Origin of the sequence: Pseudomonas sp. DR208 (assembly GCF_019823005.1) — a bacterium.
GTDB classification, from domain to species: Bacteria; Pseudomonadota; Gammaproteobacteria; order Pseudomonadales; family Pseudomonadaceae; genus Aquipseudomonas; species Aquipseudomonas extremorientalis.
This window is the reverse complement of sequence record NZ_CP081944.1, coordinates 5865274-5885816: the sequence shown is the minus strand read 5'-3', so window position 1 is coordinate 5885816 and position 20543 is coordinate 5865274. Positions and strand designations below refer to the sequence as shown.

Sequence of the window (20543 nt, the reverse complement as noted above, 5' to 3'; positions counted from 1 at the left end):
TATCGACAAGGCATTATGCCATTAGTGTTTTTGACGAGCCCTTTGACGGGATATCTGCTTCAATTCAACTTCACGATTCTCTAAAGGCAGGCTTACGCCATGGAAATCTCTGGAAGCAGCGCGTTTTATTCGGGCCTGAGCAGTATTCAGTCCGGACAGAACCGTGTCGATCAGGCCGCCGGCAGAATTGCCAGCGCCGCGACTACCCAGCCATCGGATGCGCAAAGCGACCGTCTGCAAGCCAACGACCGCGCCCAGCCGTCCAACTCCGCCAGCAATATGGTTGAAATGGCCCAGGGCAAATTCCAAGTGGAGCTCGGCGCCAAAGTCGCCAAGGCTTCGGATGAAATGCTCGGCACCTTGATCGACACCTACGCCTGATCTGCTGGCGCTAAAAAATGTGGGAGGGGGCTTGCCCCCGATAGTGATGGATCAGCCAATGTGTGTATGGCTGACATGGCGCTATCGGGGACAAGCCCCCTCCCACATTTTTACTGTGCCGTCCTTCTGAACTTCTACACTCCCGCAGTCATGTGGCGTCTTGCCGCAAGCGTTGCCGTGCGCGCCATTGATTCGCGTCATGACAAACGGCATCGGGACGACGCTTGACATCCCCAAGTGGTAAACGTATGTTTCAAACACCTGTTTGACCGCCCCAACACTTCCACGCGGTTGTTCATTCCAGATACATCAGCAGAGGTTTATCGCTATGCCTGACTACAAGGCCCCCTTGCGTGATATTCGCTTCGTTCGTGACGAACTGCTTGGCTATGAAGCGCACTATCAGAGCCTGCCGGCTTGCCAGGACGCTACCCCGGACATGGTTGACGCCATCCTTGAAGAAGGCGCCAAGTTCTGTGAGCAAGTGCTGGCACCGCTGAACCGCGTGGGCGACATCGAAGGCTGCACCTGGAGTGAGTCGGGCGTCAAAACCCCTACCGGTTTCAAAGAAGCCTACAAACAATTCGTCGAAGGCGGCTGGCCAAGCCTGGCCCACGACGTGGCGCACGGCGGCCAAGGCCTGCCGGAATCCCTGGGCCTGGCCGTGAGCGAAATGGTCGGCACCGCCAACTGGTCGTGGGGCATGTACCCGGGCCTGTCCCACGGTGCGATGAACACCATCTCCGAGCACGGCACCCCCGAGCAGCGAGAGGCCTACCTGACCAAACTGGTGTCGGGCGAATGGACCGGCACCATGTGCCTGACCGAGCCACACTGCGGCACCGACCTGGGCATGCTGCGCACCAAGGCCGAACCTCAGGCTGATGGTTCCTATAAGGTCTCCGGCACCAAGATCTTCATCTCGGCCGGTGAACACGACATGGCCGACAACATCGTCCATATCGTACTGGCCCGCCTGCCGGACGCACCGGCCGGCACCAAAGGCATCTCGCTGTTTATCGTGCCGAAGTTCCTGCCCAACGCCGATGGCTCGATTGGCGCGCGCAACGCCGTGAGCTGTGGTTCCCTGGAACACAAGATGGGCATCCACGGCAACGCCACCTGCGTGATGAACTTCGACGCGGCCACCGGTTTCCTGATCGGCCCGGCGAACAAAGGCCTGAACTGCATGTTCACCTTCATGAACACCGCTCGCCTGGGTACCGCGCTGCAAGGCCTGTCCCATGCCGAGATCGGTTTCCAGGGCGGCCTGAAATATGCCCGCGACCGTCTGCAAATGCGCTCCCTGACCGGCCCGAAAGCACCGGACAAAGCCGCCGACCCGATCATCGTGCACCCTGACGTGCGCCGCATGCTGCTGACCATGAAGGCCTTCGCCGAAGGCAACCGTGCGATGGTGTACTTCACTGCCAAGCAAGTGGACATCGTCAAATACGGCACCGACGACGAAGCCAAGAAACAGGCGGACGGCCTGCTGGCCTTCATGACCCCGATCGCCAAGGCCTTCATGACCGAAGTCGGCTTTGAATCGGCCAACCACGGTGTGCAGATCTACGGCGGCCACGGTTTCATCGCCGAGTGGGGCATGGAGCAGAACGTTCGCGACAGCCGCATTTCGATGCTGTACGAAGGCACCACCGGCATCCAGGCCCTCGACCTGCTGGGCCGTAAAGTGCTGATGACCCAAGGCGAAGCGCTCAAGGGCTTCACCAAGATCGTGCACAAGTTCTGCCAGGCCAACGAAGGCAACGAAGCGGTCAAAGAATTCGTTGCACCGCTGGCTGCGCTGAACAAAGAGTGGGGCGAGTTGACCATGAAGGTCGGCATGGCCGCGATGAAAGACCGTGAAGAAGTGGGTGCCGCCTCGGTGGACTACCTGATGTACTCCGGTTACGCCTGCCTGGCTTACTTCTGGGCGGACATGGCGCGCCTGGCGGCCGAGAAACTGGCTGCCGGCACCACCGAAGAAGCGTTCTACACCGCCAAGCTGCAGACCGCGCGCTTCTACTTCCAGCGCATCCTGCCGCGTACCCGTACGCACGTAGCCACCATGCTGTCGGGCGCCAACAATCTCATGGACATGAAAGAAGAAGACTTCGGCCTGGCTTACTAAGCCTTACCGGGGTTCACTTGCAGAGCCGCCGCTCCCTTGCGGGAGCGGCGGCTTTTTTGTACCCGATAAAAAACCACAGCGCAGCACTCAGGGATTACTGTCGGCTGCCGTTACAGTGATGGCAATGTGATACATGTTCGACGGGTTGTGTTTAACTGTCTGCATAAAGGCACAGTGCCATCATTTTTTGCGGGTCGGAGTTTTACCCTTGTCACGCGTGTCCGCTGTACGTTTCAGTCACTTTCTCCCTTCGTTGCTGCTCTTGCTGGCCGGGCTCTCGGCTGCGTACGTCAAGGACCTCAACGTCTTCTTCACCTCGCTGTTCAATGTGTTGCCGACCCTGGTGCTGCTGCTCGGTGGTTCGTACTGCGCGGTGTACCGCCGCCAGCGTGAACTGTTCCTGATGATCACGGTGTACATCGTCTACTTCCTGCTCGATACCCAGACCGACTTCTACCGCGACAATGGCCGCGTGCGCGAAGACGCCGCGGTGGTGTTTCACCTGTGCTGCCTGCTGCTGCCGTTGTTGTTCAGCATCTACGCTCTGTGGCAGGAGAAGACCCACCTGTTTCGTGACTTCGTTGCCCGTGGCGCGGTGTTGCTGGCGGTCGGCAGCGTAGCGCTGGCGCTGGAGCAGAGTTATCCCCAGGCGGTGCTGAACTGGCTGGCGGAGATCCGCTGGCCGGCGCTGCATGGTACTTGGATGAGCCTGATCCAGTTGTCTTACCCGATGTTCCTGATCGGCTTCCTGACCCTGGCAGCGCAATACTGGTACCAGCCGCGCCCGCTGCATGCGGCGCAACTGGTGGGGTTGCTCGGCCTGTTCTGGATGTTGCCGCAGACGTTCATCCTGCCCTTCACCCTGAATATCATGTGCAGCCAGGTGATGCTGATGATCGCCGCCGGTGTGGCCCACGAGGCTTATCAAATGGCCTTCCGCGATGAGCTGACCGGCCTGCCGGGGCGTCGTGCGCTGAACGAGCGCATGCAGCGGCTGGGGCGCAACTATGTGCTGGCGATGAGCGACGTCGACCACTTCAAGCGCTTCAACGATACCCATGGTCATGACGTGGGCGACCAGGTATTGCGGCTGGTGGCGAGCAAGCTGTCAAAGGTCAACGGCGGCGGGCGTGCGTACCGCTACGGCGGTGAAGAATTCGCCGTGGTGTTCGCCGGCAAGACCCTGGATGAATGCATGCCGCACCTGGAGGAGATCCGCGAGATCATCGCCGACTACGACATCAAGCTGCGTCATTCGGACCGCCCCCAGGACGATCAGCAGGGTCGCCAGCGCCGTTCAGGCAGCGGCGCCTCCAGTGTCTCAGTGACCATCAGCATCGGCGTGGCCGAACGCCAGGCCGAGCAGCGCACGCCCGAGGAAGTGCTCAAGTCCGCCGACCAGGCGCTGTACGCCGCCAAGGGCGCGGGGCGCAACTGCGTGGTGGCGTCCGGGCAGACCCGGCGTGGCGCGGTGCGCATGGAGAGCGCTGCCGGTTGAGTGATGGCGCTGTATTCAGCGGTTCTACAGTGATTGTTCCGGGCGTTGGCCGGCGGTAGGTTGAAACCATCTGCTGACGGAGACATTGCCATGCCTGAGTACAAAGCTCCCCTTCGCGACATGCGCTTTCTGATCGACAACGTGTTTGATTTCCACGGCCACTACGCCGCATTGGGCGCCACCGATGCCAGCCCGGACATGGTCGCTGCGATCCTCGAAGAAGGCGCAAAATTCTGCGAGAACGTGCTCGCGCCGCTCAACCGCAGTGGCGACGAAGAAGGCTGCCATTTCGACAATGGCGTGGTCACCACGCCCAAGGGCTTCAAGGAAGCCTTCGCCCAGTACGTTGAGGGCGGCTGGCACGGCGTGGCAGCGGACCCGGCCTACGGTGGCCAGGGCTTGCCGCAGTCGCTCGGCCTGGTGCTGAGCGAGATGATCGGCTCCAGCAACACCTCCTGGGGCATGTACCCGGGGCTGACCCACGGCGCGATGTCGGCGATCCACGCCCACGGCACCGCCGAGCAGAAAGACACGTTCCTGACCAAACTCACTGCGGGCGAATGGACTGGCACCATGTGCCTCACCGAAGCCCACTGCGGCACCGACCTGGGCCTGATCAAGACTCGTGCCGTGCCCCAGGCGGACGGCAGCTATGCGGTCACCGGCAGCAAGATCTTCATCTCGGCCGGCGAGCACGACATGAGCGCCAATATCATTCACCTGGTGCTGGCCAAGCTGCCGGATGCGCCGGCGGGCACCAAGGGCATCTCGCTGTTCATCGTGCCCAAGTTCCATGCCGACACAGGCGAGCGCAATGCGGTGCACTGTGGTTCCATCGAACACAAGATGGGCATCAAGGCGTCCGCTACCTGTGTGTTGAACTTCGATGGCGCCAAGGGTTTCCTGATCGGTGAGCCGAACAAGGGCCTCAACTGTATGTTCACCATGATGAACCATGCGCGCCTGGGCACCGGCATGCAGGGCCTGTGCAATGGCGAGGCGAGCTTCCAGGGCGCGATCACGTACGCCAACGACCGTCTGCAAATGCGCTCGCTGACTGGCGCCAAGGCCCCGGACAAAGCCGCCGACCCGATCATCGTGCACCCTGATGTGCGCCGCATGCTGCTGACCATGAAGGCCTTCAACGAAGGCAACCGTGCGCTGACCTACTTCACCGCACAATTGCTCGACACCGCGCACCTGAGCAAGGACGCGGCGCAGCGTCAGGAGGCCGAAGACCTGCTGGCGTTCCTCACGCCCATCTGCAAAGCCTTTATGACCGACACTGGCCTTGAGGTGACCAACCACGGCATGCAGATCTTCGGTGGCCACGGTTACATCCGCGAATGGGGCATGGAGCAACTGGCCCGCGATGCGCGGATTGCGCCGATCTATGAAGGCACCAACGGCATCCAGGCCCTCGACCTGCTGGGGCGCAAGGTGCTGGGCAGCCAGGGCAAGTTGCTGCGTGGGTTTACCAAAATCGTGCATAAGTTCTGTACCGCGAATGCCGAGCATCCGCAGCTCAAGGGCTATGTGGCGCAACTCAATCAGTTGAACGGGGAATGGGGTGAGCTGACCACGAAGGTCGGCATGGCCGCGATGAAGAACCCCGATGAAGTGGGCGCGGCGGCGGTGGATTACTTGATGTACAGCGGTTACGTGGTGCTCGCGTACCTGTGGCTGCGCATGGCGATCGCTGCCCTTGAACAGCCAGATGGCGATTTTGCCAAGGCCAAGCTGGCCACGTGCGAGTTCTACTTCAAGCGTCTACTGCCGCGTACGGCTACCCATCGCGCGGCCGTGGAAGCGGGCAGCGAATGCCTGATGAGTCTGCCTGCGGAGGCGTTTGCGTGGTGATGACTTAAAAATACCAATCAGTCACAAGTGGACCCTATGTGTCTGAAAAGTTGTTCGGGTACACTCTGAGCCTGTAAAACCGACTCTTACCGAATTACTTTTCACGTTCTCACGAGGTTTGCCATGGCTGATTACAAAGCGCCGCTGCGTGATATGCGCTTCGTCCTCAACGAAGTCTTTGAGGTCGCCACCACTTGGGCCCAGTTGCCGGCATTGGCAGACACCGTTGACGCCGAAACCGTAGAGGCCATCCTTGAAGAAGCCGGCAAGGTCACCGCCAAATCCATCGCCCCGCTCAGCCGTGGTGGCGATGAACAAGGTTGCCGTTGGGATAACACAGCGGTATTTACGCCGGACGGTTTTCCGCAAGCCTACAAAACCTACGCTGAAGGCGGTTGGGTGGGTGTAGGCGGCGACCCTGCGTTCGGCGGCATGGGCATGCCCAAGGCCGTGTCGGCCCAGGTCGAAGAGATGATCAACTCGTCGAGCCTGGCGTTCGGCCTGTACCCGATGCTGACCTCCGGCGCCTGCGTGTCGATCAACACCCACGCCAGCGAAGCGCTCAAGGCCGCTTACCTGCCGAAGATGTATTCCGGTGAGTGGGCTGGTTCCATGTGCCTGACCGAGGCCCACGCCGGGACCGACCTGGGGATGATCCGCACCAAGGCTGAGCCGCAGGCGGACGGCTCCTACACAGTCAGCGGCACCAAGATCTTCATCACCGGGGGTGAACACGACCTCACCGATAACATCATCCACCTGGTACTGGCCAAGCTGCCGGACGCGCCGGCGGGGCCCAAGGGGATTTCGCTGTTCCTGGTGCCGAAGTTCATGGTGAACACCGACGGCAGCCTGGGCGCACGCAATGCCGTGAGCTGTGGTTCCATCGAGCACAAGATGGGGATCCAGGCGTCGGCGACCTGCGTGATGAACTTCGACGAGGCCGTGGGTTACCTGGTCGGCGAGCCGAACCGTGGTCTGGCGGCGATGTTCACCATGATGAACTACGAGCGCCTGGGTGTCGGTATCCAGGGCCTGGCGTCCGGCGAGCGTTCCTATCAGAACGCTATCGAGTACGCCCGCGACCGCCTGCAAAGCCGTGCACCGACCGGCGCCCAGGCCAAAGACAAAATGGCCGACCCGATCATCGTGCACCCGGACGTACGGCGCATGCTGCTCACCATGAAGGCCGCCAACGAAGGTGGCCGTGCGTTCTCCACCTACGTGGCGACGCAACTGGACATCGCCAAGTTCAGCGACGACGCCGCTGCCCGCGAGCGTGCGGATAACCTGGTGGCACTGCTGACGCCGGTGGCCAAGGCGTTCCTGAGCGACCTGGGCCTGGAAACCACTGTGCTGGGCCAACAGGTATTTGGCGGCCACGGTTACATTCGTGAGTGGGGCCAGGAGCAACTGGTGCGCGATGTGCGCATCACCCAGATTTACGAAGGCACCAACGGCATCCAGGCCCTGGACCTGATGGGGCGCAAGATCGTCGGCAGTGGCGGGGCGTTCTACACCCTGTTTGCCGATGAGATCCGCGCGTTCATTGCCTCGGCGGGTGCCGAGCTGGCCGAATTCACCAAGCCGCTGGGCGTGGCGGTGGACAACCTGGATGAGCTGACCGCCTGGGTGCTGGACCGCGCCAAGGCCAACCCGAATGAAATCGGCGCGGCGTCGGTGGAGTACCTGCATGCCTTTGGCTACATGGCGTATGCCTATATGTGGGCTCGCATGGCCAAGGCCGCGTTGGGCAAGGAGTCGCAAGAAGACTTCTACGCCAGCAAACTGGGGACTGCGCGTTTCTACTTTGCGCGCCTGTTGCCACGCATCCACTCGCTGAGTGCGTCGGTAAAGGCCGGTAGCGAATCACTGTTTTTGCTGGATGAAGCCTTGTTCTAAGGGCTTGGAGGGCGTGTAAGCATTCTCTTACATGACGTGCTGCTATTCGTCCTCTATCGCCATATTGGATCCACGGATAATCTACTTCACATGGACGTCGCGCAGGAAGCGCAAAGCAACAACACGGACACGTAGGATTCTGCCAGGACGGCGGAGTGAAATGGATGTCAGGGAAACAGTCTGCAAAGCCCCGCTTCGGCGGGGTTTTCTTTTGCCCGCGAAAAAGTCAGGCAGGCGCCTGCGGGGCATTCATCACGTCTTCCAGCAAGGTGCGCAGCAACGCCACCGTCGCCTGCTGGCGCTGCACATCGCGGCACACCAAACCGACTTTCAGCGGCACCCTGGGTTCACTCAAGGGCTTCCAAAGCAGCGCCTGACTGTTGTGTTCATCCTGGGAGCGACCCGGCAGCACCGTCGCCAGTTTTGTGTGAGGCAGGCTGTCGAGGATCCCCACCATGGTGTTGAGTTCCGCCTGGACTTGCGGGCGTCGCCCGAGGTTGGACAGCTGGCCCTGCCAGATCTGCCGCACCTGAAACTCTTCCCCCAACAGCAACATCGGCAACTCCGCCGCCTGCTTCAGTGAGACTTTCTTGAATTCCCGCAAGGGATGGTCTTCGGGGATGACCACCTTCAACTCATCTTCGTACAACAACACGCCGTGCAACCCCGGCTGGCGTGGCGGCAGGTAACTGATGCCGATATCCAGCGAGCCGTTGAGTAGCCGCCGCTCAATTTCGAGCCCGGTCAATTCGTAGATCTGCACCACCAAATGCGGCTGGGCCTTGCGCACGCGCTCGAGCATCTGCGGGACCAGGCTGGTGTGCACGGTTTGCAGCACGCCGATGGCCAGCGTGCGCATCGCCTGGCCCTTGAAGTTGCGCAGGGCCTCAACTGCCTGTTGCATGCCATCAATCAGCGGCAAGGCGTGGTTGTACAGCGTATGCGCCGCCAGTGTCGGTAGCAGGCGCTTGCTGCTGCGTTCGAACAGGCTCACATCCAGGTTCTGCTCCAACTGGCGAATCTGCTGGGACAGCGCCGGCTGGGAGATCGACAGACGCTCCGCAGCACGGCCTACATGGCCCTCCTCATACACCGCGACGAAATAACGCAGTTGCTTGAAATCCATAAGGCTTACTTATCGAAAAAGCTGGAAAATCGAAATGGCCGCTGGCCCCCGAGACGCCTAGTCTAGCGCCTATTCGCAGGGCTTACAGGGCCGTATCGGGCAATGAACAGCGTTTATATTGATGGCGTTTACATAGGCAAGGCAAAAAACCTCAAGGCAATGTTGGCACCTCGCACCGACCAAGGCCCAGTTGCTATTGGGGGCGAGCCATGAATCTATTCCGTCGCCCCGCGCCGAGCCTGGACGATTTAGTTCTGGAGACACCCAGCGATAATCCTCCCAACGAATCCCTGATGCCCTCCGTCGCACGGCCGCCGCAAGTGTTCGTGCGCGGCCAGGGTTCCTGGCTCTGGGACAGTGACGACCGGGCCTACCTGGATTTCAGCCAGGGCAACGCAGCCAACAGCCTCGGCCACAGCCCACAGGTGTTGATCAAGGCACTGGCCGACCAGACTCAGGCGCTGATCAACCCAGGCAACGGCTTGCATAACCGCGCTCAACTCAACCTCGCCGAGCGCCTGTGCCATCGCACCGGCAGTGACCAGGCCTACCTGCTCAACAGCGGCGCGGAGGCCGTTGAAGCCGCGATCAAGTTGGCGCGCAAATGGGGCCAACTGCATCGTGGTGGCGCTTACCGCATCATCAGCGCGAGCGGTGGTTGCCATGGTCGCAGTTTTGCGGCGATGTCGGCGTCGGCGGGCGAGAGTACCAATCGCTTCGAACCGCAACTGCCGGGCTTCAGCCATGTGCCCTTCAACGACCTGCCGGCCCTGCATGCCGCGGTCGACGCGCAGACCGTCGCCATCCTGCTGGAGCCGATCCAGGGCGAGGCCGGAGTGATCCCCGCGACGGAGCACTATCTCAAAGGGGTCGAGCGGCTGTGCCGTGAACTGGGGATCCTGCTGATACTCGACGAGGTGCAAACCGGCATAGGCCGCTGCGGCACCTTGCTCGCCGAACAGCAATACGGCGTACGTGCGGACATCATCACCCTGGGCAAAGGCCTGGGCGGCGGTGTGCCCCTTGCGGCGCTGCTGGCGCGTGGTAAAGCCTGCTGTTTTGAAGTGGGCGAGCTGGAAGGCACCCATCACGGCAATGCGCTGATGGCATCGGCCGGGCTGGCGGTATTCGATACGGTGCTGGAGCACGGCTTTCTGGAACAGGTGCGTGAGTCCGGCCTTTACCTCGGCGAAGGCCTTGCCCGCCTGGCCTATCGCTACGACCACGGCCCGCTGCGCGGCCACGGCCTGATGTGGGGCCTGGCGCTGTCGGATGATTCTGCGGATGCGGTGGTAAAAGCGGCCCTGCACGAAGGCCTGATCCTCAACGCCCCACAGCCCGGCTGCCTGCGCTTCACCCCGGCCCTCACGGTGAGCAAAAGCAACATCGACGAAATGCTCCTGCGCCTGGCCCGTGCCTTCTCCCGCGTGCGTACCGCACAACTGCAATGCCGCAAGGGCATCGCTGTTTAACCCCTATTCCTGAACCGTCTCGCGGTCTACGCGACGCCTCCGGCCTGATTCTTTTGGCTGGGGGCGTTTTTTTGCCTGGATGGCCCAACGCCAGATCCCACTGAACCCTCACGAACGCCCAAGGTCGATTAGCTACACGGCTCACACGAGCCGATTTTCTGGAGCTGATCCCATGGATTTCATTCGTATCATCATCGCCATTCTGTTGCCGCCACTGGGTGTGTTCCTGCAAGTGGGTTTCGGCGGCGCGTTCTGGCTGAATATCCTGCTGACCCTGTGCGGCTACATCCCGGGCATCGTGCACGCGGTGTACATCATCGCCAAGCGCTGAGGCCGTCAGCCTTTGGCGATGAGCCGTGAGTTGCGCTCATTGCGAAAGGCCAGTTGCTCGATGGTCTGGGTGGCGTGCTCGGCCTCTTCCCGCGCTTGCAGGATGATGCCGTGCTGCTCGGACTTGCTGCACACCGGGTCGGCATTGCTCGCGTCCCCGGTGAGCATGAAGGCCTGGCAACGGCAGCCGCCGAAGTCCTTTTCTTTTTCATCGCACGAACGGCACGGCTCGGGCATCCAGTCGTAGCCACGGAAGCGGTTGAAGCCGAACGAGTCGTACCAGATGTGCTGCATGCTGTGGTCGCGCACGTTGGGAAATTGCACCGGCATTTGTCGGGCGCCGTGACACGGCAGGGCGGTGCCGTCTGGCGTCACAGTCAGAAAGATACTGCCCCAGCCGTTCATGCAGGCCTTCGGGCGTTCTTCGTAGTAGTCCGGTGTGACGAAGATCAGCTTGCACGGGTGACCTTCCGCTTCCAGCCGGGCGCGATATTCGTTGGTGACGCGTTCGGCGCGCACCAGCTGCTCCCGGGTCGGCAACAACCCCACCCGATTGAGCTGTGCCCATCCGTAGAACTGGCAGGTGGCGAGCTCCACGAAGTCGGCCTCCAGCGCAATGCACAGTTCGATGATGCGGTCGATCTTGTCGATATTGTGCCGATGGGTCACGAAGTTCAGCACCATCGGGTAGCCGTGGGCCTTCACGGCCCTGGCCATTTCCAGTTTCTGTGCGAAGGCTTTTTTCGAGCCGGCCAGCAGGTTGTTCACCTGTTCGTCGCTGGCCTGGAAGCTGATCTGGATATGGTCCAGGCCGGCTTTCTTGAAGTCGCTGATCTTCTGCTCGGTAAGGCCGATGCCCGAGGTGATCAGGTTGGTGTAGAACCCCAGTTTGCGCGCTTCAGCGATCAGCTCGGCCAGGTCCTGGCGCACCAGCGGTTCACCGCCGGAAAACCCCAGCTGCGCGGCCCCCATCTCGCGGGCTTCGCGGAACACCTTGAACCACTGCTCGGTCGTCAGCTCCTTGCCCTGCTCGGCAAAGTCCAACGGGTTGGAGCAGTACGGGCACTGCAACGGGCAGCGGTAGGTCAGCTCGGCCAGCAACCACAGCGGCAGGCCGATGGCCGGCTTTTCAGGCAAGGGTGATCCAGTGCTCAGCACGGGCGACCTCCATGAACTGCTCGATGTCTTCACCGAGCTCAGGCACACCAGGAAATTGTTTCTCCAGCTCGGCGATGATGGTCGCCACGTCGCGTTCGCCGTCGATCAAGCCACCGATCAATGCGGCGCTGTCGTTGAGCTTGATCATGCCTTCGGGGTAGAGCAACACGTGGCCTTTTTGCGCCGGCTCGTACTGGTAACGGTAGCCTGGGCGCCAGGTCGGTTTCTTGCTGCGGTCAAAGCTCATAGGGTGATCCCTTTATGCCACACCCGCTGCTCGGTCACGCTGTGATATGGCGGGCGCTTGAGTTCATAGGCCATGCTCATGGCATCGAGCATGCTCCACAGGATGTCGAGTTTGAACTGGAGAATCTCCAGCATGCGCTCCTGGCCTTCACGAGTGGTGTAGTGCTGCAGGGTAATTGCCAACCCGTGTTCCACATCGCGGCGGGCCTGGCCCAGGCGGGTGCGGAAATATTCATAGCCGGCCGGGTCGATCCAGGGGTAATGCTGCGGCCAGCTATCGAGGCGCGACTGGTGGATCTGCGGCGCGAACAGCTCGGTCAGCGAGCTGCTCGCGGCTTCCTGCCAACTGGCGCGACGGGCGAAGTTGACGTAGGCGTCTACCGCGAATCGTACGCCAGGCAGTACCAACTCCTGCGAGCGTAGTTGGTCGGGGTCGAGGCCCACCGCCTGGCCCAGACGCAGCCAGGCTTCGATGCCGCCGTCCTCACCGGGGGCGCCATCGTGGTCGAGCAGGCGCTGGATCCACTCGCGACGGATCTCACGGTCCGGGCAGTTGGCCAGGATCGCGGCGTCTTTGAGCGGGATATTCACCTGATAATAGAAACGGTTGGCGACCCAGCCCTGGATCTGCTCGCGGGTGGCGCGGCCTTCGTACATCGCCACGTGATACGGGTGATGGATATGGTAGAAGGCGCCCTTGGCCCGCAGGGCGGCTTCGAATTCGGCGGTGGTCAATGGCGTGTCAGTCATCTCGTCAGCTCCTACAATTCAATGCTCATGCCGTCGTAAGCCACTTCGACATTGCGCCGCACCAGCTCCGCTCGCTCGGGGGAGTCTTCATCGAGGATCGGGTTGGTGTTGTTGATGTGGATAAGCACCTTGCGCTGCTCGGGCAACTGTTCCAGCACTTCAAGCATGCCGCCGGGGCCGTTTTGCGCCAGGTGGCCCATCTCGCGGCCGGTGCGGGTGCCAACGCCACGGCGCTGCATTTCATCGTCATCCCACATGGTGCCGTCCACCAGAAGACAGTCGCTGCCGGCCATGATCTCCAGCAATGGCGCGTCGACCTTGCCCAGGCCCGGGGCGTAGAACAGCTTGCCGCCGGTGCGCAGGTCTTCGACGATCAGGCCGATGTTGTCGCCGGGGTGCGGGTCGAAGCGGTGTGGCGAGTAGGGTGGGGCTGCGCTGCGCAGGGGCAGCGGGGTGAAGCGCAGATTGGGGCAGGCCGGGATGGTGAAGCTGGCGTCCAGCTCGATGCGGTTCCAGGCCAGGCCGCCGTTCCAGTGGGTGAGCATGCTGAACAGCGGGAAACCGGTGCTGAGGTCTTCATGTACCATGTCGGTGCACCACACCTGGTGCGGGCAGCCTTCGCGCAGGCTCAGCAGGCCGGTGGTGTGGTCGATCTGGCTGTCCATCAGGATGATCGCGCTGATGCCGGTATCGCGCAGGGCGCGGCCGGGTTGCATCGGTGCAAAGCCCTGGAGTTGCGCGCGGATATCCGGCGAGGCATTGCACAGCACCCAATTCACGCCATCGTCGGAGATCGCGATGGACGACTGGGTACGCGCCTGGGCCCGCAGGCTGCCATCACGAAAACCCGCGCAGTTCACGCAGTTGCAGTTCCACTGCGGGAAACCACCGCCGGCGGCGGAACCTAGAATCTGGACAAACATGGTCGCTCCATCAAGCTCAAAACAAAAACGCCCCGGGCGAACCGAGGCGTTGTAGTACCCAGCGGATTAACGGCTGGCGAAGTACATGGTGACTTCGAAACCGATGCGCAGATCAGTGTAAGCAGGTTTGGACCAGGTCATATTCTTACTCCTACGAAGGGATGGGACGTTTACTACCAAGTAATACATATAGTCCACCTCCAGTCGGAGATGTTCAGATGTGTGCGTGGGAATATTACTCAATTCTTTTCAAGTTAGCGCTGTCTTGAGGGAGAAAGCCTTTTGCAGGGGCGGCAATGATCACCCTGCCGCTTGCCACGCAGTCGAGATGCGCGGGCCGTTGGCGATGCAGCGCCAGCCGCCTGCGGCGTCGTTTAATTGTTGCGCGGCATGCTGCAATGCTTCGCGGGTACAGGTTTGGATCCGGGCTTGAAGTTGAACCAGGTAGTCCGACGGATGGCCCGCCAGATGGGCATGCCACAGCAGTTCGGCGGCTTGGGCGTTGGGCAGCGTCCGTGCGCAGAACTGCTCGGCCAACGCCAGGTTGCCCAGGTCGTCGCTGCGGTCGATCAGCGCCGGCAGTTGCTTGAGGAAGGTGTTCAGGTGATCGGCGATGCCCGACAGGGACAGGCCAGGGGATTGCACACCGAACAGCAGGCCGGTCTGGCCGTTTATCTGTCGGATGCTGCTGAACACGGCGTAGCCGATTTGCAGCTCTACCCGCAGGCGTTGGTAGAACGGCGCCTGGAGCAGATGGCCGAGTAGTCGCCATGCGGCTTCGTCCGCCAAGGATTGGCTTGGCGTTGGACAAAACAGCAGCAACGCGGCTTCGTTTGAGTCGGTTTGCACCTCATGCCAGATACGTTGGCCGCTCAGGGATGGCGCGACGTGATTGAGGCTCGCGGGTTGCCCCGGCAGGCGGGCCGCAGCAGTTTTGATCAAGGCTTCATGGGAGGTAGAGAAACCCAGCCCCAGGCCGTGCCAACGTGCGGAGTCCCACGAGGCTGGTTCGGACGTGGTCGAGGTGCAGCAAGCGGGCAGCGTCTTGAGCAATTCGCGGATGGCGATCATGGGCGGCGCGGCGGCTTGTGCCTCTTGCGGATCGCCCAGGCGTTGCGCCAGCACTTCCAGAACTGCTGGGATCGGCTCCTGTAGCCCGACCATTTTCACCCGCCAGTGACTGCCCAGGTTTTCGAACGACACTTCGACACCCGCCTGGCGGGCATTGTCGCGCAACGACTGCAACGCGTTTTCCGGGTGTGGCGGAGCTGATTGCCATTGCAGATACAATGCTCCTTCGTTGCTGTCGTCCGCCAATGCCTGGCTGAAGGTCAACGCCGATGCATCACGACGCCCTCTGGAGCGATCCTGGGCAAACGTGCGCAAGCCTCGGTGGGCGCTGGTCTGGCCGCGGATCAGGCCGGCGCGTTCTTCCTTGACCGGCGGACGCAGGAAGGGGTTGTTCGGCGGCAACTGCCAAGTGAGTGTAGAGGGCGGCAGGTGCAGCGAATCCAGCATCGCCTTGAGGGCGGCGACATCCAGTTCCGACAGGCCTTGGTTGTCGTTTCGGGCCAAGGCCAGAGCGCCTTGGGTCTGTTGTTGGCGAACGGCCAGCAGTGCGAATTCTTCGCGCAACGCCGTCCAGTCGCTATGTGCGAAAAAGGCCAGCCAGTCGTACAGCAACGCCTCGACGTGTGTCGCCGATTCAGCGGGACCACTGAGTGTAAAGTCGATAGCCAGCACCGCTTGCCCAGCGAAGTGATACAGCACCGACGCCTGCAGTGCGCTCGCCAGTTGCTGCGCTTTCAGCTCCGCCAGCAAGCCACCGGGTGCCGAAGCGTTAAGCCAGGTGCAGAGGAATGCCAGTGCTTCCCGGGGTGCATTGCACGTGATGACCTGATGCAGGTGATCATTGGCGATGTGCCGATAGCGCTGGGCTTGCCCCTGCATCAAGGCCGGTGGCGCGGATTGCACACGTGGAAGTCCTGAGATCAGGTGCTCACTGAACCGCTGTGCCAAGCCTTCCAGTGCCTCCAGCGATTGTGGGCCGGCCAGGCTCAAGGTCATCTGCCCACTCTGATAGAACTGCGTATGAAATTCCCGCAGGGCTTGCTGAAATGTCTCATGCTCTACTGGCAGGCTGTCGCGGTTGCCCGCATGGAAACCCCGCAGCGGATGATCCGACGCCAGGCCTTCCAGTAGTGCCACTTGCTGTTGTGCCGTTGCATCCTGGGACCAGGCGATAAACTCCGCGTGCAGCACCTCGCGCTCACGCAGTTGGTCCTCCAGCGCCAGGCGCGGATGGGTCAGCATGTCGGCCAAGCGCTCCAGGCCCCCGGCAAACGTGGCAGCCGGCAGTTCAAAGAAAAAGTCCGTAGTGCGCTCACGGGTGCTGGCATTGACCTGGCCTCCATGGCGTTGCACGTAGGCCATCAACCCTTCGCTTGTGGGAAAACGCTCGGTCCCGAGGAACAGCAAATGCTCCAGGAAATGCGCCAGTCCCGGCCATGCCAATGGCACGTCGTGGCTGCCGGCCGCCACCCTCAGCACGGCCGCGCAACGCTTTAACCGTGGGGCGTGACGTAAGGAAACCCGCAAGCCATTGGCCAGGGTCAGGTGAAGGTAATGAGGGTGGGCCGGCGCAGGCATGGGCACTTCCGAAACAGAGAATGCGCCTATGCTAGCAAACCGGCTGGATCAGGGCTTGTGCAGCGCGCCGTACAACTCGGGGCGGCGATCTTGCAGGTAGTGATTGGCACTGCGGGCGTCGAGGAGCGATTGGCGCTCCAACTTCCCGACGATCAGCGCTTCGTCCAGGCCGGCCTGGGCAATACGCTGGCCATTCGGTGCAGCAATGCTGCTCTGCCCGCAGTACTGGATCTCGCCTTCATGCCCGCAGTAATTGGCGTAGGCCACATAACACTGGTTTTCAAAGGCCCGCGCCCGCACGGTGACATCGGCGACAAAATCGAACGGCACCATGTTGGCAGTGGGCACCAGGATCAGCTCAGCGCCAGCCAGGGCCAGGCGCCGGGTGTTTTCCGGGAACTCCAGGTCATAGCAGATCAGGAAACCGAGCTTCCAGCCGTTGAGTTCTACCAGTGGGAAATCATCCTCACCGGCGCTGAACATCGAATGGTCCAGATCACCAAACAGATGGGTCTTGCGGTAGTTGCACAGGCGCTGGCCGTGGGCGTCGATCAACTGCACGGCGTTGTAGATCTGGCCATCTGCGGCCCGCTCAGGGTAGCCGTACAAAATCGCCAGCCCGGCGCTTTTGGCCAGTTCGGCAATGGCCTGCGCCGACGGCCCGTCCTGCGTCTCGGCCAAGGCGCCAACGGCCTCGGCACCGATGTTGTAGCCGCTCAGGAACATCTCCGGCAGCACCAGTACATCGGCATCGGATGCCTCGTGCGCCAGTTGGTGCAGGCGCTTGAGGTTGCCGGCCACATCCAGCGGCAGCGGCGGGCATTGGTACAGGGCGACGCGCATGTTCAACTCCTTAATCCGCCAGGGCAATCGGCCCGATTTCATCGAACACATCACCCGGCCCCGGGTTCTCGGGGTGAGTGCTGCCGCCGAAGTGGGTCATGATGCCCCACACCGCGTTCAGTGAGGTTTGCACCGCGCCCTCCACCCAGGCCGGCGTCCAGGACACATCATCACCAGCGATAAAAATCCCACGTTGTTCGGCGGGCATGTCCTTCTGCATGAAGTGTGCATACATGCGCTGGTTATAGCGATAGTGACCCGGCAACGCGCCCTTGAAAGCCCCGAGGAAGTGCGGGTCGGCTTCCCAGGACACGGTGATTGGATCGCCGATAATGCGTGCCTTGATATCGACTTTCGGGTAGATCTTTTTCAGCGCGTCGAGGGCAAGTTTCACCCGCTTGTCGATGGGCTGCGGCAGCATTTTCAGGGCGTCGCTCATCCACGAGTACGACAGGCAGATCACCCCCGGCTTGTCGTCGCCGTTATCGAACAGGTAGGTGCCACGGGTCAGGCGGTCGGTGAGGGTCATGCTCATCAGGTCACGGCCGGTTTCCGGGTCTTTGTCCTTCCAGAACGGGCGGTCGACCATCACAAAGGTTTTCGATGATTGCATGTAGCGTGTGCGGTCCAGGGCCATCCACATTTTTTGCGAGAACAGGCTTTCGTCGCATTCGATCTGGGTGGTCAGCAGCCAGCTCTGGCAGGTGGTCAGCACCGCGGCGTATTCGCGGGTGTCGCCATAGTTGTCGGTGACGGCAAAACGGCCATCGGCGGCATGGGCGATACGTTTGACGCCCGCGCGTGGCGCGCCGCGATGCAGTGAACTCAGGCTGGTGCCGGCCGGCCAATGGGCGCAGCGCTCCGGTACATGGCGCCAGATGCCCATCGGCACCTGGGCTACGCCGCCGACCACCAGGTGTTGGTGGTCGTCGCAGTTGGTCATCACCACGCGGAAGATTTCCAGCATCGAATTGGGGAAGTCAGAGTCCCAGCCGCCGGTGCCGAAACCCACCTGGCCGAAGACTTCACGGTGCAGGAACGACAACTTGGCGAACGCCTTGGAGGTGGCGACGAAGTCGTAGAAGGTGCGGTCGTCCCACAGCGGCACCAGCTTGTTCCACAGCTCCTTGAGGCGCGGCACGTCGCGGTCGCGGATGGCCTGCTGGATATCACCGAACTGCGAACCGGCTTCCAGCGCATCGGCCCAGGCGTCCGCGACTTCCTGGAACAGTACCGGCAAGTCGGAGAGCTTTTGCGCGTAGTGGGTCTGGCCTTCAAGGTCGATGACCGTGCTGCCGGAGGCCGGGGTCAGCGGATTGGGGAAAGGTTTGGTTTCCAGGCCGAGCTTGTCCACATAGTGGTAGAACGCCGTCGACGACACCGGAAAGCGCATGCCGCCCAACTCGGCGATGATACCTTCGGCGCCTTCAAAGGTCTGGGAGCGCAGGCGGCCGCCCATTTTCGAGGCTTCGTACACCACCGGCTTGAGGCCCAGCTTCATCAGTTCGTAGGCGGCCACCAGACCCGCGATGCCGGCGCCGACGATCGCCACTTCGGCGCCGTGGTGGGCGGCGGGGATGCTGCCCAGGCCGGCCGGGTGTTCGATCCAGTCATCAAAGGCAAACGGAAAGTCCGGGCCAAAGATGGTGATGGGTTTCTTGCCGTCGGCGGGGTGGCGATTGGTCTTGCTGATGGTGCTGGACGGAATGCTCATGGCTGACCCTTACTGGCGACCTGGCGGGCGTGACCCGCTGAGTATAGGAAAAGATGGCAGCCAGTTTAGGGAGCGTAGCGTTCGTTAATAAGACGCAATGTGTCGTCGGATTGATCTGTTTTTAGTCGAAATGACGAACCTTTTGATCAGATTGGTTGACCGCGATCCAATTTGTTACTCAGGATGATCGACGTAGTGGTTTTCTCCACCCCGTCCACACTGCCGATCTGGTCCAGCAATTGGTCCAACTGTTCGGGCGAATCCGTGCGCAGCCAAGCCACGTAATCGAACTCTCCACTCACCGCGCACAACTGCTGCACTTGTGCCATCGCACTCAACCGGCGCAACACTTCCTTGCCCGAGCGCGCTTGTACGGTGATCCCGACGTAAGCCTGCAAACCACCATCAACCACGCGTTGCCCAAGGCGCACGCCATAACCGGTGATCACCTGGGTTTTCTCCAGGCGTGCCAGGCGCGACGTCACCGTGGTGCGCGCGATGCCCAACTGCCGGGCGAGCATAGCCACGCTTTCGCGGGCGTTGATCTGCAGGGCGGCGATCAGTTGGCGGTCGATTTCATCTAGGGCAGGCAAGGCGAGGGCTCCGGTACGGGGGCAATGGGTTGGCATCTTACAGGTTGGCGCTGGCGAGCAGGCAGCGGGTAAACAGTTGCGGCACGGGCAGCTGGCGTTGACTGTAGCGGCTCAGCAGGATGATTTCGCGGTAAAAGGTCCGGCTGCCCAATGGGATGACTCGCACGTTGGGCGAGCGTTCCAGCCACAACCCGGCCTGAGGAATCAGCGATACACCCAGGCCGCACTCGACCATCTTGACGATGGCCTCCAGCTCATCCAGCTCCAATGCTACCTGCACGTCAAGTTTATGTTCCTTCAGGAATCGGCTGACCAGGCGACCGCCAAATGAAGTGCGGTCATAGCGCACATGGGGCTGCGTTGCCAGCAACTGCAACGGGTCATCACCCGCCAACGTGTGAGGCACGATCAGCGCGAACGGCTCCTTGCGCAGCACCTGCACGTGCAGCTCCTTGGGCAGGTCGAAGGGCGGGCGGATGATGATCGCCGAGTCCAGTTCACCGGCGTCCACTTGGCTCAACAGCTCCAGGGACACACCAGGTATCAGCTTGCACTCCACCGTCGGCGCCGCCTGACGCAAACGCACCAGTGCCTGGGGCAACAAACCGGTTTGTGCAGTGGTGATGGCGCCCACCTTCAACTCACCCCGGTACTCATTGGCATCCACCGGCACCGCCATGCGGTTGAAGGTCTCCAGGATCTCTCTCGCCAGTGGCAAGGCGCGCAATCCCGCCGCATTCAACGTAGCCTGGCGCCCGGTACGGTCGAACAGCGGCACACCGAGCGCCTGCTCCAACTGACGAATCTGCGCACTCACCGCCGACTGCGTCAGCCCGATATGCATACCGGCCGCCGCGAATGTGCCGTGACGGGTTACTGCGATAAAGGTCTTCAGTTCACGCAGCATGGGCGTCTCGATTGATCGAAATAATTTGAGCTCGGCGCAAAAACTATCGTCTTTTCA

At 61.5% G+C, this 20543-nt stretch carries 18 protein-coding genes; 7 read left to right on the top strand and 11 right to left on the bottom strand.

The genetic code is table 11. The features are described from left to right. The first annotated feature begins 99 nt into the window (after positions 1 to 99). The 5 genes from K5K89_RS26685 (at position 100) to K5K89_RS26665 (ending at position 7775) form a co-directional block, all read left to right on the top strand. Complete coding sequence (locus K5K89_RS26685) at positions 100 to 381, top strand: hypothetical protein (protein WP_058426691.1); 282 nt, start codon at positions 100 to 102, stop codon at positions 379 to 381. Between the two features lie 328 nt (positions 382 to 709). Further along, positions 710 to 2515: a phenylacyl-CoA dehydrogenase gene (locus K5K89_RS26680; RefSeq protein ID WP_222540537.1), complete on the top strand. Its 1806-nt coding sequence runs from the start codon at positions 710 to 712 to the stop codon at positions 2513 to 2515. Positions 2516 to 2723: 208 nt separating this feature from the next. After that, positions 2724 to 4013, top strand: a complete 1290-nt coding sequence (locus tag K5K89_RS26675; RefSeq protein WP_071490260.1) for a sensor domain-containing diguanylate cyclase — start codon at positions 2724 to 2726, stop codon at positions 4011 to 4013. A gap of 90 nt (positions 4014 to 4103) precedes the next feature. After that, positions 4104 to 5873, top strand: coding sequence for an acyl-CoA dehydrogenase C-terminal domain-containing protein (locus tag K5K89_RS26670; protein ID WP_071490259.1), 1770 nt, complete (start codon positions 4104 to 4106; stop codon positions 5871 to 5873). Between the two features lie 123 nt (positions 5874 to 5996). Beyond that, positions 5997 to 7775: an acyl-CoA dehydrogenase C-terminal domain-containing protein gene (locus K5K89_RS26665; protein ID WP_222540536.1), complete on the top strand. Its 1779-nt coding sequence runs from the start codon at positions 5997 to 5999 to the stop codon at positions 7773 to 7775. Positions 7776 to 8001: 226 nt separating this feature from the next. On the opposite strand, the gene K5K89_RS26660 is transcribed toward K5K89_RS26665, so the two are convergent. Then, a complete protein-coding gene (locus K5K89_RS26660) occupies positions 8002 to 8901 on the bottom strand; it encodes a LysR family transcriptional regulator (RefSeq protein WP_071490257.1) in 900 nt (299 codons plus the stop codon). 209 nt (positions 8902 to 9110) lie between these two features. Between K5K89_RS26660 and K5K89_RS26655 the strand changes: the two genes are divergently transcribed. Continuing rightward, entirely contained in the window at positions 9111 to 10373 is a 1263-nt protein-coding gene (locus K5K89_RS26655; protein WP_222540535.1) for an aspartate aminotransferase family protein, read from the top strand. A gap of 172 nt (positions 10374 to 10545) precedes the next feature. Further along, on the top strand, positions 10546 to 10704 hold the full coding sequence (locus K5K89_RS26650) for a YqaE/Pmp3 family membrane protein (protein WP_003228885.1): 159 nt from the start codon (positions 10546 to 10548) through the stop codon (positions 10702 to 10704). A 5-nt stretch (positions 10705 to 10709) separates the two neighbouring features. Here the strand turns inward: K5K89_RS26650 and pqqE are convergent, their stop codons facing one another. From pqqE to K5K89_RS26600, 10 genes are all read right to left on the bottom strand, one after another. Continuing rightward, complete coding sequence (pqqE, locus tag K5K89_RS26645; protein WP_371322069.1) at positions 10710 to 11840, bottom strand: pyrroloquinoline quinone biosynthesis protein PqqE; 1131 nt, start codon at positions 11838 to 11840, stop codon at positions 10710 to 10712. After that, positions 11833 to 12108, bottom strand: coding sequence for a pyrroloquinoline quinone biosynthesis peptide chaperone PqqD (pqqD, locus tag K5K89_RS26640; RefSeq protein ID WP_093527325.1), 276 nt, complete (start codon positions 12106 to 12108; stop codon positions 11833 to 11835). Before pqqD ends, pqqE begins: the two co-directional genes overlap by 8 nt. After that, positions 12105 to 12857: a pyrroloquinoline-quinone synthase PqqC gene (pqqC, locus tag K5K89_RS26635; RefSeq protein ID WP_017138042.1), complete on the bottom strand. Its 753-nt coding sequence runs from the start codon at positions 12855 to 12857 to the stop codon at positions 12105 to 12107. Before pqqC ends, pqqD begins: the two co-directional genes overlap by 4 nt. Positions 12858 to 12868: 11 nt before the next feature. Then, positions 12869 to 13780: a pyrroloquinoline quinone biosynthesis protein PqqB gene (pqqB, locus tag K5K89_RS26630; protein ID WP_058424746.1), complete on the bottom strand. Its 912-nt coding sequence runs from the start codon at positions 13778 to 13780 to the stop codon at positions 12869 to 12871. 66 nt (positions 13781 to 13846) lie between these two features. Continuing rightward, positions 13847 to 13921: a pyrroloquinoline quinone precursor peptide PqqA gene (pqqA, locus tag K5K89_RS26625; RefSeq protein WP_003194766.1), complete on the bottom strand. Its 75-nt coding sequence runs from the start codon at positions 13919 to 13921 to the stop codon at positions 13847 to 13849. Positions 13922 to 14080: 159 nt separating this feature from the next. Continuing rightward, positions 14081 to 16429 carry a pyrroloquinoline quinone biosynthesis protein PqqF gene (gene pqqF / locus K5K89_RS26620; protein WP_222540533.1) on the bottom strand — a complete coding sequence of 783 codons (2349 nt, stop codon included), beginning with the start codon at positions 16427 to 16429 and terminating at the stop codon, positions 14081 to 14083. 48 nt (positions 16430 to 16477) lie between these two features. Further along, positions 16478 to 17272: a carbon-nitrogen hydrolase family protein gene (locus K5K89_RS26615; protein ID WP_071490251.1), complete on the bottom strand. Its 795-nt coding sequence runs from the start codon at positions 17270 to 17272 to the stop codon at positions 16478 to 16480. A gap of 10 nt (positions 17273 to 17282) precedes the next feature. Further along, the gene (locus K5K89_RS26610; RefSeq protein WP_222541756.1) at positions 17283 to 18965 is read right to left on the bottom strand and encodes a flavin monoamine oxidase family protein; all 1683 of its coding nucleotides are present in this window, start codon (positions 18963 to 18965) and stop codon (positions 17283 to 17285) included. Positions 18966 to 19132: 167 nt separating this feature from the next. Further along, positions 19133 to 19579: an Lrp/AsnC family transcriptional regulator gene (locus tag K5K89_RS26605; RefSeq protein ID WP_010206997.1), complete on the bottom strand. Its 447-nt coding sequence runs from the start codon at positions 19577 to 19579 to the stop codon at positions 19133 to 19135. Positions 19580 to 19616: 37 nt separating this feature from the next. Beyond that, positions 19617 to 20486, bottom strand: coding sequence for a LysR family transcriptional regulator (locus K5K89_RS26600; RefSeq protein WP_222540532.1), 870 nt, complete (start codon positions 20484 to 20486; stop codon positions 19617 to 19619). Positions 20487 to 20543 lie beyond the last annotated feature (57 nt).

What these genes read in the sequence shown, in the direction of transcription:
- K5K89_RS26685 (WP_058426691.1), top strand. Translation starts at nt 100, where the DNA reads ATGGAAATCTCTGGAAGCAGCGCGTTTTATTCGGGCCTGAGCAGTATT.
- K5K89_RS26680 (WP_222540537.1), top strand. Translation starts at nt 710, where the DNA reads ATGCCTGACTACAAGGCCCCCTTGCGTGATATTCGCTTCGTTCGTGAC.
- K5K89_RS26670 (WP_071490259.1), top strand. Translation starts at nt 4,104, where the DNA reads ATGCCTGAGTACAAAGCTCCCCTTCGCGACATGCGCTTTCTGATCGAC.
- K5K89_RS26665 (WP_222540536.1), top strand. Translation starts at nt 5,997, where the DNA reads ATGGCTGATTACAAAGCGCCGCTGCGTGATATGCGCTTCGTCCTCAAC.
- K5K89_RS26660 (WP_071490257.1), bottom strand. Translation starts at nt 8,901, where the DNA reads ATGGATTTCAAGCAACTGCGTTATTTCGTCGCGGTGTATGAGGAGGGC.
- K5K89_RS26655 (WP_222540535.1), top strand. Translation starts at nt 9,111, where the DNA reads ATGAATCTATTCCGTCGCCCCGCGCCGAGCCTGGACGATTTAGTTCTG.
- K5K89_RS26650 (WP_003228885.1), top strand. Translation starts at nt 10,546, where the DNA reads ATGGATTTCATTCGTATCATCATCGCCATTCTGTTGCCGCCACTGGGT.
- pqqD (WP_093527325.1), bottom strand. Translation starts at nt 12,108, where the DNA reads ATGAGCTTTGACCGCAGCAAGAAACCGACCTGGCGCCCAGGCTACCGT.
- pqqC (WP_017138042.1), bottom strand. Translation starts at nt 12,857, where the DNA reads ATGACTGACACGCCATTGACCACCGCCGAATTCGAAGCCGCCCTGCGG.
- pqqB (WP_058424746.1), bottom strand. Translation starts at nt 13,780, where the DNA reads ATGTTTGTCCAGATTCTAGGTTCCGCCGCCGGCGGTGGTTTCCCGCAG.
- pqqF (WP_222540533.1), bottom strand. Translation starts at nt 16,429, where the DNA reads ATGCCTGCGCCGGCCCACCCTCATTACCTTCACCTGACCCTGGCCAAT.
- K5K89_RS26615 (WP_071490251.1), bottom strand. Translation starts at nt 17,272, where the DNA reads ATGCGCGTCGCCCTGTACCAATGCCCGCCGCTGCCGCTGGATGTGGCC.
- K5K89_RS26600 (WP_222540532.1), bottom strand. Translation starts at nt 20,486, where the DNA reads ATGCTGCGTGAACTGAAGACCTTTATCGCAGTAACCCGTCACGGCACA.